This window comes from Flavobacterium foetidum, from assembly GCF_004634245.1.
In the GTDB taxonomy this organism is placed as follows: Bacteria; Bacteroidota; Bacteroidia; order Flavobacteriales; family Flavobacteriaceae; genus Flavobacterium; species Flavobacterium foetidum.
Window position 1 is genome coordinate 324,592 of record NZ_SJTF01000004.1, and the last position, 14,686, is coordinate 339,277.

The window sequence follows — 14,686 nt, forward strand, 5'->3', positions numbered from 1 at the left end:
CAGACAATTTATCCCTCAGTTTTCCGTTGGTTTTAGTATATTTGATGATACACTTAAACTATACAACCATGAGAAAGTTGGCGTTTTTACTATGCATCGTGGCGAACTTTACTTTTGTTCAGGCACAAAACTCAGAAAAAGAACTCATTCAGAATACCGAAAAAGCAGTCAAAAAAATAAACGACACCATCGAAGGTCAAGGCTGGAAGAGCAAAGGAAATTTCTCTCTATTACTCAATCAGTCCAGTTTCAATAACTGGATTGCCGGCGGTGAAGACAGTTTTTCTGGAACTCTCGGTATTAATTACGATCTTAATTACAAAAAAGATGATTTAACCTGGGACAATAAGATTTTGGCATCTTACGGTTTATTGCAAACTAAAAATGCCGACTTCGAAAAGAAAACAGATGACCGTTTCGAACTCAATTCGATAGTCGGAAAAAGAGCTTTTGGACAATGGTATTATTCTTATTTCCTGAACTTTAGAACGCAATTTACCACTGGGTATATTTACGGTCAGGACGAGAACGGAAAAGAAATCAGAACAGAAAACACTAAGTTTATGTCTCCTGGTTACCTTACAACCGGTCCCGGAATTTACTGGACAAAAGATGCTAACCTAAAAATAAATTTTGCGCCCCTAACCTCAAAATTTACATTCGTAGACAGCAGATACACATCTGGAATCGATTATGTAGACGGCACTTATTTTGGTGTCGATGCCAACAAAAGCATGCGTTACGAATTAGGTTTTTACGCTTCCGTTTATTACAAATTGGCTATTATGACCAATGTAACGGCCGAAAACACCTTAAATCTGTATTCAAACTATCTTGAAGATCCACAAAACGTCGACATGGATTATTCGTTGAACATTATCATGAAGGTAAACAAATACCTGTCAGCAAACTTTTCGTTCCAAGCCATTTATGACGATAATGCTTTCAGAGGTTTTCAAACCAGACAAGTATTTGGTTTAGGTGTTAATTTTGGATTCTAATTCATCAGGAGCCAAACAAAAGGCATTAGAATAAACACGATTTCCCGCTCTCGGCTATATCTCGCTGTTGCCCGACGTCGGGCCAGCAAGGATAACGCCTCCATCGGGGCTAGATACAAACAATAAGCTTCTATTTAGTCATTAAAAAAAGCGCTCCAATTTAATTTTAGAGCGCTTTTTGTTTTTATTCTTCTTCCTTTTCGATTGCATCTTTATAATCCGGATACAAGAAATTATTATAAGGAAATCTAGTGATATGAATCTGGCGAACTGCTTCGTAAACCATTTCTCTAAATTCTTCAAAATTTTCCTTTTGAGTGGCAGATATAAACAATGCTTTATCGGTTCCCAAATTGCTCATCCAGGTTTGTTTCCACTCGTCTAATGTCCAGTGTTTTCTGGTTCTTTCGGTAATCAAATCGTCTTCGTCGATTGTCAGGTGTTTGTAAGCATCGATTTTATTAAAAACCATAATCGTTGGTTTGTCGTTGCTTTTTATTTCCTGTAAAATCTTATTTACCGATTCGATATGATCCTCAAAATCGGGATGCGAAATATCTACAACATGCAAAAGCAAATCGGCTTCACGAACCTCATCGAGTGTACTTTTAAAAGAATCCACCAATTGAGTTGGCAGTTTTCGAATAAATCCAACCGTATCTGAAAGCAGGAACGGTAAGTTTTTAATCACAACCTTTCGAACCGTTGTATCCAAAGTGGCAAATAATTTGTTTTCAACAAAGACATCACTTTTGCCTATAGCATTCATCAAAGTCGATTTCCCGACATTGGTATATCCCACAAGAGCGACACGCACCATGGCACCGCGATTGCTACGCTGAATTCCCATCTGCTTATCGATTGTTTTGATTTTTTCTTTCAATAACGAAATTCGGTCACGAACAATACGTCTATCTGTTTCAATCTCAGTCTCTCCTGGACCACGCATACCAATCCCTCCTTTTTGACGCTCAAGGTGTGTCCATAAACCCGAAAGTCTTGGGAGCAAATATTGGCATTGCGCCAATTCAACCTGTGTTCTTGCGTACGAAGTCTCTGCTCTTTGTGCAAAAATATCCAGAATCAAGTTCGTTCTGTCGAGAATCTTGCAATCAATAATTCTAGAAATGTTTTTTTGCTGAGATGGCGTCAATTCGTCATCAAAAATTACAGTCGATATTTTGTTTTCTTTTACAAAAAGATTGATGTCGTCTATTTTCCCTGTACCGACAAAAGTCTTCGGATTTGGGCGTTCCATTTTTTGCGAAAAGCGTTTTATCACCTCACCTCCAGCGGTGTAAGTCAAAAACTCCAATTCGTCTAAATATTCATTAAGCTTTTCCTCACTTTGGTTCTGAGTTACGATACCTACAATTACCGTTCTCTCAAAATTTATAACTTCTTTTTCTAACATAGTCTTGAATAAGCTGCAAATTTAATCAATTACGCGCTACATTTACTTATACAATTTTGATTTTAAATTTATATCGCCATATATCCCTTTAATAAAAAATGGAATTCTGTTGCGAGTGACACAACAAAATTCCATTTGAATAATTTAGACAAACTGAAAGCCTACTCGTAAATAAACGTTTTTTCTGTTTTTACGATTCCGTTTTCTTCAATTTGAGAGCAAGAAATCGGGAAATTCAATTTGTTGTATTTGTACTTTCTGCTCACTGCAACTAGCGCTGTAGAAGACGGACTGAAATTCAATTCATTATTATATGAAATCGACTCAAAAGCGAATTCATCTTCGTGATACGAAATCATTGGAACGATAACTTTATAATTATCCCCAAAAAGGCTTTGAACGATTAACTGATCAACAGATTTTTTATCATCATACGTATATGATTTAGAAATTTTATCTCCAACCAATCCTTTATGTCTAGAGACATTATCGTTTACATAAACATATTCTAATTTTCCAATAATGGCCTTATTTCGGTCTCGTGACGTACGTCTTACGATAATTCCGTTTTCAACCAAATATTCAATATCTTCAACCAGATTTTGGTGATTGGTACTCTTTTTTGTAGTTACTTTTACTCGTGCACCTTCATAAACAAACGAAACTGTTTTGGTTATATAATTTGGCCCTTCCTGATATTTTTTTACAAATTTGGTAATGTTATTATCCGCATCATAAGTATAATTGATCACTTCTTTCCAGTCGCTTCCAATTTTATCTTTTACAGTCATGTCCAGAAGACCGTTTTTATTGTAGTAAAAATGCTGAACCACATCTGAAGTTGTAATAGTCTGAAGTTTACCGTCTTTAAAAACCATTGTTTTATTAACAATTTCACCGTCTTTAGAGTTTTGGTAATTTGTTTTTACGATATTAATCTGTTTTAATTTAACCGGTGCATCCTGGCCGTGGATCAAACATGGAAAAACCATCAACAAGATGGCAATAAAGTAGTTTTTCATAAGTTTTTGTATTGATTTGGGATGACCAAAATACAAAATTCTATGAAAAATTAAACATATGGAACATTAAAAAACAAAAAACAAATCTTACAATACTTAAAACCAACAATTTATGTTGTTTCTAAAATTTAATTGATTTGTTATTAATTTTAAGACTATTCATTATTTTGGTTGCTTCTTCTAAATACAGATTAAAAAAATTGTCATTGGCGCAAAATGTCAGTATGTAACATTCGTTATCAATTGAATAGAAATATCGTATTGATTTTAACTTGTTATCAAGAATAGTATAATACTCAATCATATATGTCTTATCGTTAATCTTTTCCTCCTTTACAACTTTTTGCCAATCAGTGATGAGCTGTTCAACTTGATATTTTACATACTGAGAAAATTCGTGATGAAATTCCTCCTTAACATCTTCCTTTATTAAATTTACATATACATATTCTTCTTCTTTTGGACCGCTCATACAAAACGGCTCAAGAAATGGTCCAGGACATTGCATTTCCCATTTGACTGGAAATTGTACAGAATAATTGTCTTTCTCAAGCAACTTATACCCATTTCCCAAAGGCCTTATTGTAACTTCACTTTGTGCTTTTGATTGGTTTTCATTTTTATTATGAACTTCACTGACTTTATTATTGTTGATGTAGTCCTTTAAATTCTGCTCTAATTTTCCTTTTGAAACAATTTGATTCAGTTTCAAAACCATCTTTCCTGATTCGGCTTTTACTAACTTAATTGAAACCTTTGTTTCTTTGTCATCTAACTTGGTTAATAGAATATTCCAGTGGGAAGTTACTTTTAATATCTTGTCCGTTTTCAGTTTTAAATAATTTTCGTCAGTATCTGAACTATACTCTTCATTTTTTATAATAAAATCTGTTTCAAAGATAGTATCATTTTGAGACGCAAATGCAAAATCATTTATCAGCAAAGTATGATAATCTGACACTTTAGAGGATACATTTTTGATATCGTCATGGATTATAAATTCTTTTTCTTGTGCAATAACATATGTTGCATTAATCAGTAACAGGCACAATAGTATTCTATTTTTCATAATTATTATTCATTAGCTTAAATTACTTCTCCCCAAAAATCTTCACATCATCAACCATAAAAGCGCCATTCAAAGTCTTGTCTTTTCCAGAGCCGATGTATTTAAATCCGATGTGTATGTTTCCGGTATAAGCAGAAAGGTCAATTCCTCCGGAACTCATGAATTCGCGGGAAGGAGTTGAAAGAGACGGAACTTTTGCTTCCAGTTTTGTCCATTTTGCTTTGGTGACGCTTGAACCGTCAAAATTGGTTGAAACGTAAACTTCAAGAGTATTTAATGGCGAATCTACTTTTAAATCATGCTGTGCGCTTCTAAAAGATAAAACAGCATTTTTATAACCTGTTAAATTTATTTTTGGAGTTATCAGCCAGGCAACATTTTCGGCAGCCGTTGTGCTTGTGGTATTGAATTCGGCATAACCATTTCCGGAATACACCATGCTTTTCCATAACTTGGTTGCTTTTTCTACAATATTGCTCCAGCCTGGTAGTGCAAAATTGACGTTGTTTGCAACCGACTGGAAATCTTCTGCAAAAAAGGGCGTATTTCGTTTTCCATTCATTTCAACATCACTTTCGGAGCGAACCATAAATTGATAATCAGAGCCAAATTTTGTTAGAATGCCTCTTACTTTTCCGCTTCCTTCAGGAACAAAATGTTCGGCAAATTTTGCATAACTGCTGGTTCTAAAAATAATCTGATTTCCCGTTTTGTCTCTCAGATACCAATTGGTTGAACCACCAACATTATTAGACTCTTCAAAATAATGTCGTCCCAAGGCAGCTTCTGTAAACTCGACATCATTTAATTCTATCAGCGTATTTAATTTACTGTCATTGAGCGCTTTTTCTATAGACAGTGATTCAACTAATAAATTTTCGTCAATTATGGTGCAGGAAGCGTTTAGCACATTTTTATACTCCGTTTGAGAAATTCTTCCAATCGTTGGGTCTCCCGCGTTGCTTACATACAGACTCCCGATTCGCAATCCGCCATAATACAAATCTGTAAACTGATTTTTAAGTTTTATATACACCTTATTTCCGAGTCTATAATCGATATAAGTATTGGATGCATCAACGGGAACACTAAATCCTAATGCGGGAAGCTTGTCTGTTGCTTTAGTCTGCAGATAAATCGTTTTAAAAAAATTGCCGCCTTCATCGCTAGAAACAACATAAGCCTCAATAACATCATCATAGAGATATTGTTTGGCTGTATTTCCAGAAAGTTCATAAACTTTTTCGACGGTTTTGTTTACTGCCAAATCTGGTTGCGTACAAATCAATTCTGGTGTTTCAGTTTCGGTATTACAGCTGATAAGGCTTAACAATATAATTCCAATAAATGGGTTCAAAAATGTGTTTTTCATGACAATTAAATTTTGATTTACAAACCAATTGTGAGATTTAAAAAATAAGTTCGTCCATAACCGTAATAATATTTTGGACCAAAAGATGGCGTGCCACTGGAAACGTCCTGATTTAAAGCTCTAAAATTGGCATTTCTCGCCTGTTCAAATCCGCCCGTTTTATAAATTGTGTTTAAGACATTATTTACACTTGCAAAAAGTCCGATATATTTTTTACTGATGCGCCAAGATTTTCCTCCATTAATATTTAATAGTGTTACGGGATTAAATCGTTCCTGTTTCAAAAGTTCGTTTCCTCTTTCGGAAGTTGCTTCGGGAAACGGAAAACCATTTGCTGGATTGATATAAAATTGAGATGTTCTTGAAATGGGCGAAACATCAATATAGTTTTCTGCCAAATAATTAACATTAGTACCAATCCACCAAAATTTCGGGTTTCGATATTCTAATCCAAAAGAATAAGCCTGTTGTGGAGTTCCAGGTTGTTTGTAATTCTTAAGATAGGCCTGTCCAAAATCAAAAGTAGTCTGTTTATTGTCTTTTGAAATGTTTGCGTCATTAGTAATCATTACGTTTGGGTTACTGTTGTAGATATAATTTCCGTAAGCCGCAGCTAAAGTGGTTTTTATTGTAGAAGAAAGCTGATATTCAAAACTCAATTCTGCACCTGTATTTTTCTTGTCTAAATGCGTCAGGGTCTGACTTACAAAAGCATCTGTAGCATCATAACCTGCTCCATTATCAAAAATTCCTTCGGCATAGAAAAATGATGTTTTTGAAGTGTTTTTAATCAAAGTATAATAAGCGGTAAGCCTTAATTTTAATTTAGCTGAGCGGTATATATAATTTGCATCAGCACTCGATATGTTCTCACTTTCTAACCCGTCAACTATAGAATTGTTTAATCGTGAATTAGAAAAAGTATTTCGAAGCGAAGGTGCTCTTGTTAAATGTGCTGCATTAAAAAACAACAATTGCTTTCCTGAAATTTTATAGGTGAATCCGCCTTTAAAACCAAAATTTTCAAAATTAACTTTCTCACTTTTCCCTAGAGAAGTTGTTGGATAAAGTCCGTTTTGATACAATCCTTCTCTTTGATAATCTGACATAGAATAAGATTGAGCCAAATAGAATTCTGTTTTATTATAAACAAATTTAAACTGCGTAAAAGCATCTAAGGTATTAGCTAAAAAATTATAATTATAACCATAAGTATCTCCTTTTTTTACTTGTCTGTCTGGATGCAGCAAATCAGATTGCGACAGATTTCCTTTGTAAAACGAATCGATATCATCAAAATATTCTCCGCCCAAAAGGTCCAGCAAATATTGGAAATTATGTGATTTTAGTTTTCTGAAAGTAAATCCGCCATCAAAAGAAATATTGGAAGTAAGCTGCGTATTTAGATTTGAATTTACTGCAAAAGTCTTATCATCTGTTCTGTCCTCGTACAAAACGTAGTGGCTTTTTGAAGGTTCATAACCGTTCTGGGTCTGCTTTTGATTGGCAAAATACATTGCATTCCAGTCAATTTGCGGATTTGCTAGAAGAGCCGTTTTGTTTTTGGCCGCATTTTCATAATCTGGCGTAAATTCTCCCGAAAATTCACCATAATCTTTTGCATAAAGTGAGCTAAAATAGCTCGGCATTTTTTTGTAGTAAACAGGGTCTGGACTGTCAGCATTTTGGTAGTCAATATTGCTGTTTCCCACTTGCCCGAATTGATACATGACGGTTGAATTCAGATTTGTCTTATCATTAATTTTAAAATAATGATTGAGCATGAACAAAGGTTCTTCTACTCTTTTAATCCTTGCATTCCGTTTTTTGCCACTCTGAAATCCCCAATACGAATTGTACTTCTCGCCCAGTAAATTCGTAACCTCAGTGGTATTGGGAGAATTTTTTCCACGTGAATTTGGAGTATAAAATCCGGTAAAATTGAGCGAATGTTTCGTGTTAACTTTCTTTTCAACACTAAGAAAAAAGGAATCTGCATTGAAATCGGTTCCTTCAAAATAACTTTCTTCTGCCCATCTTTTTCCTGCTGAGACAACATAAGCCCAGCCCGAAGAACTCATTCCAGAAGCGTATGAGCCAATAGCGCGCCAAGTATAAGCAGCATTGCTTCCAGAAAAGGTGAGTGAGCTTCCTTTTCGATAGGATGAAGCTCTTGTAGAAATTTGCTGCGTTCCTAAAATCCCCCCGAAAGTATAATTGGATGCCGTGGTTCCAACTGAAAATTCCTGATTGCGAAGCACATTATTCAAGCCTCCCCAATTGCTCCATTGCGGTCTGCCATCGTAGATTTTGTTCATTGTCATTCCGTTGAGCATCATAGTTCCGTTTTCGCTGTCTAAACCACGAACCCTGAATCGGGCCTGACCCCAACTAAATGCTTCTGTCTGCATAAAAGCATCGCGTGAAGACTGCAGTAAACCCGATGTCATTTCGGATGAACTGTTGTCATCAGAAAAATCATTGTCTGATAAGGTAATTAATGCAGCAGGAACTTCATCTGTATAGGTATCTTCTAATTGTAAAATGCCCAGATTGATATTTTGTCCCGAAGTGTACTGTAGTTTTAAAAGAAAATCTTTGTAGCCTTGGCTTCTCAGCAAAAGCAATTGTTCTTTAGTCGGAAATACGTGAAGCTCAAATTTTCCTGTTTTAGAAGTGAGCTGCATTACAGCTGTATTCTGTATCGTCACCACTACATTTTCCAGCGGATTTTGAGTTCTTGCATCTATTACAGTTCCTATGACTGTTATTTCCTGCTGTGCAAAGGCAGAATAAAAAAACCAAAAAATAAAGAAGACTGCGTATTTTTTTACCATCAAAAAATCCAATTTACTGTGAACATTACTTTAGGATTTCAAATCCTTCATTCAAAAGATAAAAATTGGTTTTTGGAAAAAATTCAACAGCAAGCAAGTCGCTTGTTATTCAAATATAAACAAAATATTTAACCCTAAATAAATTCTTACAAATTTATTTAGGATTTTATTAATTTTAATAAAAGCTTAATTGTAAAACTAAACAGTAGTTCTAATTTTAGAAACCATAAAAGCAATCAGCACTCCAAAAATTCCGATAAAAGCAAAAGAAAACTGCAGTCCGAAACTTTGAGCGATATGGCCAATTACAGGTGGTCCCATTAAGAAACCAAGGAAACTCACACTCGAAACAATCGTTAAAGCTTCTCCCGCAGGAACTGTTGGGTTTTTACCTGCAATACTATAAACGGTAGGCACAATGGTAGCAACTCCCAAACCAACAAACATAAAAGCAATGGTGCACGGAATAATATAAGGAAGAAAAACAGCTGTAAAAAGTCCGGCCGAAATCATGACACCGCTAATCTGCATAACACGTTCGCGGCCAAATTTATTGATTAATCCGTCTCCAAGGAATCTTCCGCTGGCCATCATAATCATAAAAGAAGTATACCCTAAAACCACCAAAGGCCCCGGCGCTTGTACAATATCTTTAAAATAAACACCGCTCCAATCGAACATAACACCTTCGCTGGCCATACTGCAGAATCCAATAACTCCAAGCCAAAGCAAAGCCGAATCTGGTTTTACAAATAGTTTTTTTCCTTCTTGTTTGGCTTTCTTTTTTTCTTTGGCCCTAACCAAAAAATTGAAATTAAAAGCTACCATCAATAAAACGATGATACCCACAATTATAAAATGATGCAGCGGACTTAATTTTAAAGCCAGCATTCCCAATCCGACTAATGCTCCTGTAAATCCGGCAAAACTCCACATTCCGTGAAAAGACGACATGATTGTTTTCTTGAACAAAACTTCGGTATAAACACCTTGCGTATTTACAGCAATATTCGCTAAGTTTCCGAATAGTCCAAAAACAAATAACCCGAGCGATAATTGTAGCGATGTTGTTGCCAAACCTAAATTAACAAGGCAGAAAACATACATTATAAGAGAAAAAATCAAAATTCGGTGGCTTCCAAATTTCGTTACCATTTTTCCCGAAAAAGGCATAATAGCCAATTGCCCAACGGGAAGCGCAAAAAGTATAGAACCCAAATCGCCTTCGGTTAAATGCAGCGCTGTTTTGATATCTGGAATTCGGCTCGCCCAAGTGGCAAAACTTAATCCCATTCCGAAATAAAACATTCCAACGGCAAATCGAATTCGTTTTAAATAGGAAGCTTTTGCTTCTCTAAATACTTTCTTGATTTTCCCTTTGGTTTGAAAAAGCGCTAACGGATTAAAATTTATCAGCATATTGAATTTTATTGAATATTGTCAAAATTACTAAAAACGCCTGGCAAAGTATACAGAGCCTAGGGTTATGCACAATTTACAACGTTATTGTTTATAAATTCGAAGGTTATTGATTGAATTCTTCTTATTAAAATTACAATTTTTCGGGTTTAGTCGAATTATAATTTGTTACGTTTTTTAATTTGAAACCAAAAAAGAAGCTACATCAAAAAGAAATCATTTTACGAGATGTAATATTTTAAAAAACTTACATAAAACCCCAGCGGGGTAAAATTTATAGAAATTTAATATCCCAAATAAAAAAAACTCCAGCGGAGCGACATACATTTCAGATTATAAAAACATGCCGCTCCGCTGGAGCTATATTTTGTAAGGATTAATTCTCTGCTATAAATAGTACGCTTCCCCGAAGCTTACAAAAAGCCAAGCTTTAGAAATCGTTTCCCTTTTATGATATGCTGATTACCTTTTGCTGTGCGTTGCTTGCAATTGCCGCTTCTATAACCTGCATTACTTTTACGCCTTCATCTGCAGTAACAGGTTCTGCTTTGTTATTTGCGATAGAATCGTAAACGCCGTCAAAGAAACTGAAATAATTGCCTTGAAGTGTCGGGATTTTTTCGCGGATGATTTTACCATCTATTTCAGTATGTAAAATTCCCTGTAGACTTTCATCTTCTGTTCCCCAAGAATCTACATTTGGCTTTTTACCCACTTTTAACTCGTCTTCTTGAACATCTCCGCGTGGTTTCAAAAATGAGCCTTTTTTTCCGTGAATCACGTATGCTGGATTAGCTTCTCTCACAAAAAAACCTGCTTTTATTCTGACCCTGAAATTAGAATAAAATAATGTCAAATCTATCCAATCGTCTACAACAGAATTTTCTCTGGTTACGCGGATATCTCCAAAAACCGATTTTGGGCAGCCAAATAAACTTACTGCCTGATCAATAATATGTGGCCCTAAATCTTTTAAAACTCCCGCACCATCATTGGCAGTTTCCTTGTGCGCTTTTGGACTCAGCAACGGATTGTATCTGTCAAAATGAAATTCGGCTTCCACTAAATCTCCCAAAACGCCGTCATCGATAACTTTCTTTACGGTTTTGAAATCGCTGTCCCACCTTCTGTTTTGAAAAACGGCCAATTTCAATCCTTTATCTTTTGCAATTTTTGCCAATTCTTTTGCTTCTGCGACCGTTGTGGTAAAAGCTTTTTCTACAACGGCATGTTTTCCTGCTAGAAGCACTTTCTTCGCATATTCGTAATGGGTTCCAACTGGCGTGTTCACAATTACCAAATCGACATCGTCGTTTAATAATTCGTCTAGCGAAGCGTAACTTTTTACGTATGGATAATCTTCCTGAATTAGTTTTTTGCTTCTTTCCCAAGAACCTAATAATTCAAATCCTTGGTGAATATCTAAAAACGGAGCGTGAAAAACTTTCCCCGACATTCCGTATGATAATAATGCTGTTTTTATTTTCTGCATGTTGTTATGTTTTTTTTTGCCACAGATTAATGTGATTAAAAAGGTTTTTTGTTTGCCACTAATTACACAAATTTACACAAATCGTTGCGCCCTAAAACTTAAATAAATTCGTGAAAATTTGTGTAATTAGTGGCTAAAAATCAATTTAATCCGTGTAATCTGTGGCTAATAAAAATATTAAAGTTTAGCTCTTTCGTATTGTTTTGGCCATTCAATATCGCTGCTTAATTCTTTGGCAAAATCCAAAGGCAAATTCGGATTTCTTAATGATTCTCTGGCGAATAAAATCAAATCGGCTTGACCGTTATTTAAGATTTCTTCGGCTTGTTTGGCTTCGGTAATTAAACCAACTGCTCCTGTTGCGATATTGACTTCTTTTTTTACTTTTTCTGCAAAAGGAACTTGGTATCCTGGCCCAAGGGTAATTTTTTGATGCGAAACCAATCCGCCTGACGAAACATCGATTAAATCTACCCCTTTTTCTTTTAATATTTTGGAAAGCTGTACGGATTCTTCTGGATTCCATCCGTTTTCTACCCAGTCGGTTGCTGAAATTCTAACAAACAACGGAAGATTAGAAGGCCATTCAGACTGAACCGCTTCGATAATTTCTAGGGTAAAACGAATTCGGTTTTCAAAACTTCCACCGTATTCGTCTGTTCTTACATTGGTCAATGGAGACAAAAATTGATGCAATAAATAACCGTGTGCGGCATGAATTTCTAAAACCTGGTAACCCGCTTCTACTACTCTTTTGGTTGCGGATTTAAAATCGGAAATGACTTTTTGGATTCCGTTTTTATCTAAAGCTTCTGGAAGAAAAGGTTCGTCATCGTGATACGGAATCGCACTTGGGGCAACCGTCTGCCATCCGCCTTGAGCGAAATCCAACTTTTTATTGCCCAGCCACGGAGCCGAAACACTGGCTTTTCGTCCAGCATGCGCCAATTGGATTCCGAGAATCGAATTTTGAGAAACAATAAATTGATTGATTTCTTTTAGTTTTTCGATGTGCTCATCTTTCCAGATTCCAAGGTCTGAAGGAGAAATTCTGGCTTCTGGCGAAACCGCAGTCGCTTCCTGGATAATCAAACCTGCACCACCGCTGGCACGACTTCCTAAATGCACCAAATGCCAATTGTTTGCAAAACCGTCTTCGGCAGAATATTGACACATGGGCGAAATGACAATTCTATTTTTTAGGGTAATATTTTTTATAGTTAAAGGAGAAAATAATTGTGAAGCCATAATTGTAACTTTTACTGATTTTGTGCTACCTATTGATAAGGCAATGTTTAAAAAGTAAAGTTACGGCATCTTGTTAAAACGAGATATTGAAATGTTTATTAATTAACAAACATTTAAAATCTTAAACATTATCTTGCAGTCTTAAATTAAAATAGAAAACGCTACTTTTGTGCGTTAAATACGAACTAAAAATATAAAATGGATATAGTTATCAAACTCTCTCAATTTCTATTGAGTTTATCTTTACTTATTATTCTTCATGAATTAGGGCATTTTATCCCTGCTAAATTGTTTAAAACTAGAGTCGAAAAATTTTATTTGTTTTTTGATGTTAAATATTCACTTTTCAAAAAGAAAATCGGAGAAACAGAATACGGTATCGGATGGCTTCCGTTGGGAGGTTATGTGAAAATTTCTGGAATGATTGACGAAAGCATGGACAAAGAGCAGATGGCCGAACCTCCAAAGCCTTGGGAATTTCGTACTAAACCAGCTTGGCAACGCTTGATCATCATGCTTGGCGGTGTTACGGTAAACTTTATTTTGGCTTTTATTATCTATATCGGAATGGCATTTGTCTATGGCGATACTTATATTGCCAATACTGATTTGAAAGATGGAATCTTAGTTGAAAATCCTGCTATGCTTAAAGCTGGTTTTAGAACTGGAGACAAATTAATTTCTATTGATGATAAAAAAATAGAGAATATTGACGGCGATCTGAATATGAACATTATTATGGCAAAACAGATCCTTATTGAAAGAAACGGAAAACAAATCACGATTACTCCTCCAACAGATTTTGTAGACCAGTTGTCTAAAACTGAAAAAGGGCCTTTATTGAGAATGCGCGTACCGTTTGCGGTTAAAAATGTTCCTGCAGAATCGGCAAACCAAGATTTGAAACCGAAAGATATCATGGTAAGCATAAACGGACAAGAAACCAAATATTACGATCAAGCTATATCAATCTTTAAAAACAATAAAGGAAAAACCCTTTCTGCCATTGTGTTACGTGATTTGAAGCAGACTCCGGTTACGCTAAAAGTCGACAATAAAGGGAAACTAGGCATTGAAGTTGGAAGTGTTGATTTGAAAACTTTAGAAAAGTTAGGCTATTATAAAATTAGCACTAAAGAATATAGTTTTGCTGAATCGATTCCGGTTGGTCTTGAAAAAGGAAAAAATCAATTGGTAAATTACGGAAAACAGCTGAAAATGATTTTCAACCCGCAAACCAAAGCTTACAAACAAGTCGGCGGATTTGGTGCTATTTTCGGAATTTTCCCTCCAACCTGGAGCTGGGAAGCTTTTTGGACAATTACAGCTTTATTGTCAATTATGCTTGGCGTAATGAATTTATTGCCAATTCCGGCACTCGATGGCGGACATGTAATGTTTTTGTTGTATGAAATGATTAGCGGCAAAAAACCTAGCGATAAATTCTTAGAAAATGCTCAAATGATTGGTATTGTACTACTTATCACACTGCTTATATTTGCTAATGGGAACGATATTTATAAAGCAATTACGAAGTAGAAAAAAAAATCAAGAAAAAGAGTTAAAATATTTTTGAGAAACTAAAAAAACAATTATATTTGCACTCGCTAAAAAGAACAGCAACTTCCTCCTTAGCTCAGTTGGTTAGAGCATCTGACTGTTAATCAGAGGGTCCTTGGTTCGAGCCCAAGAGGGGGAGCAACTTTTTAGCAAACATATTTACCTTTTTAGGTGATTCCTCCTTAGCTCAGTTGGTTAGAGCATCTGACTGTTAATCAGAGGGTCCTTGGTTCGAGCCCAAGAGGGGGAGCA

Annotated in this window: 10 protein-coding genes and 2 tRNA genes; 4 read left to right on the plus strand and 8 right to left on the minus strand. The window is 35.5% G+C overall.

Annotated elements, in window-relative coordinates; translation table 11 throughout:
- Positions 1–68 precede the first annotated feature (68 nt).
- Positions 69–1,001 carry a DUF3078 domain-containing protein gene (locus E0W73_RS08010; RefSeq protein WP_135221561.1) on the plus strand — a complete coding sequence of 311 codons (933 nt, stop codon included), beginning with the start codon at positions 69–71 and terminating at the stop codon, positions 999–1,001.
- 184 nt (positions 1,002–1,185) lie between these two features.
- Here E0W73_RS08010 and hflX read toward each other — a convergent pair whose 3' ends face one another.
- The 8 genes from hflX to namA all read right to left on the minus strand — a co-directional run bounded on the left by hflX (position 1,186) and on the right by namA (position 12,874).
- Complete coding sequence (gene hflX, locus E0W73_RS08015; RefSeq protein ID WP_135221562.1) at positions 1,186–2,415, minus strand: GTPase HflX; 1,230 nt, start codon at positions 2,413–2,415, stop codon at positions 1,186–1,188.
- Between the two features lie 161 nt (positions 2,416–2,576).
- Positions 2,577–3,437 (minus strand): hypothetical protein, encoded by an 861-nt coding sequence (locus E0W73_RS08020; protein ID WP_135221563.1) that lies wholly within the window; start codon positions 3,435–3,437, stop codon positions 2,577–2,579.
- 121 nt (positions 3,438–3,558) lie between these two features.
- Positions 3,559–4,506 (minus strand): hypothetical protein, encoded by a 948-nt coding sequence (locus tag E0W73_RS08025; protein WP_135221564.1) that lies wholly within the window; start codon positions 4,504–4,506, stop codon positions 3,559–3,561.
- 22 nt (positions 4,507–4,528) lie between these two features.
- Positions 4,529–5,878 carry a DUF5689 domain-containing protein gene (locus E0W73_RS08030; protein WP_135221565.1) on the minus strand — a complete coding sequence of 450 codons (1,350 nt, stop codon included), beginning with the start codon at positions 5,876–5,878 and terminating at the stop codon, positions 4,529–4,531.
- A gap of 17 nt (positions 5,879–5,895) precedes the next feature.
- Positions 5,896–8,715 carry a carboxypeptidase-like regulatory domain-containing protein gene (locus E0W73_RS08035; protein ID WP_135221566.1) on the minus strand — a complete coding sequence of 940 codons (2,820 nt, stop codon included), beginning with the start codon at positions 8,713–8,715 and terminating at the stop codon, positions 5,896–5,898.
- A 198-nt stretch (positions 8,716–8,913) separates the two neighbouring features.
- Positions 8,914–10,134 (minus strand): MFS transporter, encoded by a 1,221-nt coding sequence (locus E0W73_RS08040; protein WP_135221567.1) that lies wholly within the window; start codon positions 10,132–10,134, stop codon positions 8,914–8,916.
- 448 nt (positions 10,135–10,582) lie between these two features.
- Positions 10,583–11,626: a Gfo/Idh/MocA family oxidoreductase gene (locus tag E0W73_RS08045; RefSeq protein ID WP_135221568.1), complete on the minus strand. Its 1,044-nt coding sequence runs from the start codon at positions 11,624–11,626 to the stop codon at positions 10,583–10,585.
- A 177-nt stretch (positions 11,627–11,803) separates the two neighbouring features.
- Entirely contained in the window at positions 11,804–12,874 is a 1,071-nt protein-coding gene (namA, locus tag E0W73_RS08050) for an NADPH dehydrogenase NamA (RefSeq protein ID WP_135221569.1), read from the minus strand.
- A 198-nt stretch (positions 12,875–13,072) separates the two neighbouring features.
- Between namA and rseP the strand changes: the two genes are divergently transcribed.
- The 3 genes from rseP to E0W73_RS08065 all read left to right on the plus strand — a co-directional run bounded on the left by rseP (position 13,073) and on the right by E0W73_RS08065 (position 14,684).
- Positions 13,073–14,413 carry an RIP metalloprotease RseP gene (gene rseP / locus E0W73_RS08055; RefSeq protein ID WP_135221570.1) on the plus strand — a complete coding sequence of 447 codons (1,341 nt, stop codon included), beginning with the start codon at positions 13,073–13,075 and terminating at the stop codon, positions 14,411–14,413.
- Between the two features lie 86 nt (positions 14,414–14,499).
- Positions 14,500–14,573 (plus strand) — tRNA-Asn (locus tag E0W73_RS08060).
- A gap of 37 nt (positions 14,574–14,610) precedes the next feature.
- A tRNA-Asn gene (locus tag E0W73_RS08065) sits at positions 14,611–14,684 on the plus strand.
- Positions 14,685–14,686: the final 2 nt, after the last annotated feature.

Coding starts and splice junctions, on each gene's coding strand:
- E0W73_RS08035 (WP_135221566.1), bottom strand. CDS start 8,715: ATGGTAAAAAAATACGCAGTCTTCTTTATTTTTTGGTTTTTTTATTCT.
- E0W73_RS08040 (WP_135221567.1), bottom strand. CDS start 10,134: ATGCTGATAAATTTTAATCCGTTAGCGCTTTTTCAAACCAAAGGGAAA.
- namA (WP_135221569.1), bottom strand. CDS start 12,874: ATGGCTTCACAATTATTTTCTCCTTTAACTATAAAAAATATTACCCTA.
- E0W73_RS08025 (WP_135221564.1), bottom strand. CDS start 4,506: ATGAAAAATAGAATACTATTGTGCCTGTTACTGATTAATGCAACATAT.
- E0W73_RS08010 (WP_135221561.1), top strand. CDS start 69: ATGAGAAAGTTGGCGTTTTTACTATGCATCGTGGCGAACTTTACTTTT.
- E0W73_RS08045 (WP_135221568.1), bottom strand. CDS start 11,626: ATGCAGAAAATAAAAACAGCATTATTATCATACGGAATGTCGGGGAAA.
- hflX (WP_135221562.1), bottom strand. CDS start 2,415: ATGTTAGAAAAAGAAGTTATAAATTTTGAGAGAACGGTAATTGTAGGT.
- E0W73_RS08030 (WP_135221565.1), bottom strand. CDS start 5,878: ATGAAAAACACATTTTTGAACCCATTTATTGGAATTATATTGTTAAGC.
- E0W73_RS08020 (WP_135221563.1), bottom strand. CDS start 3,437: ATGAAAAACTACTTTATTGCCATCTTGTTGATGGTTTTTCCATGTTTG.
- rseP (WP_135221570.1), top strand. CDS start 13,073: ATGGATATAGTTATCAAACTCTCTCAATTTCTATTGAGTTTATCTTTA.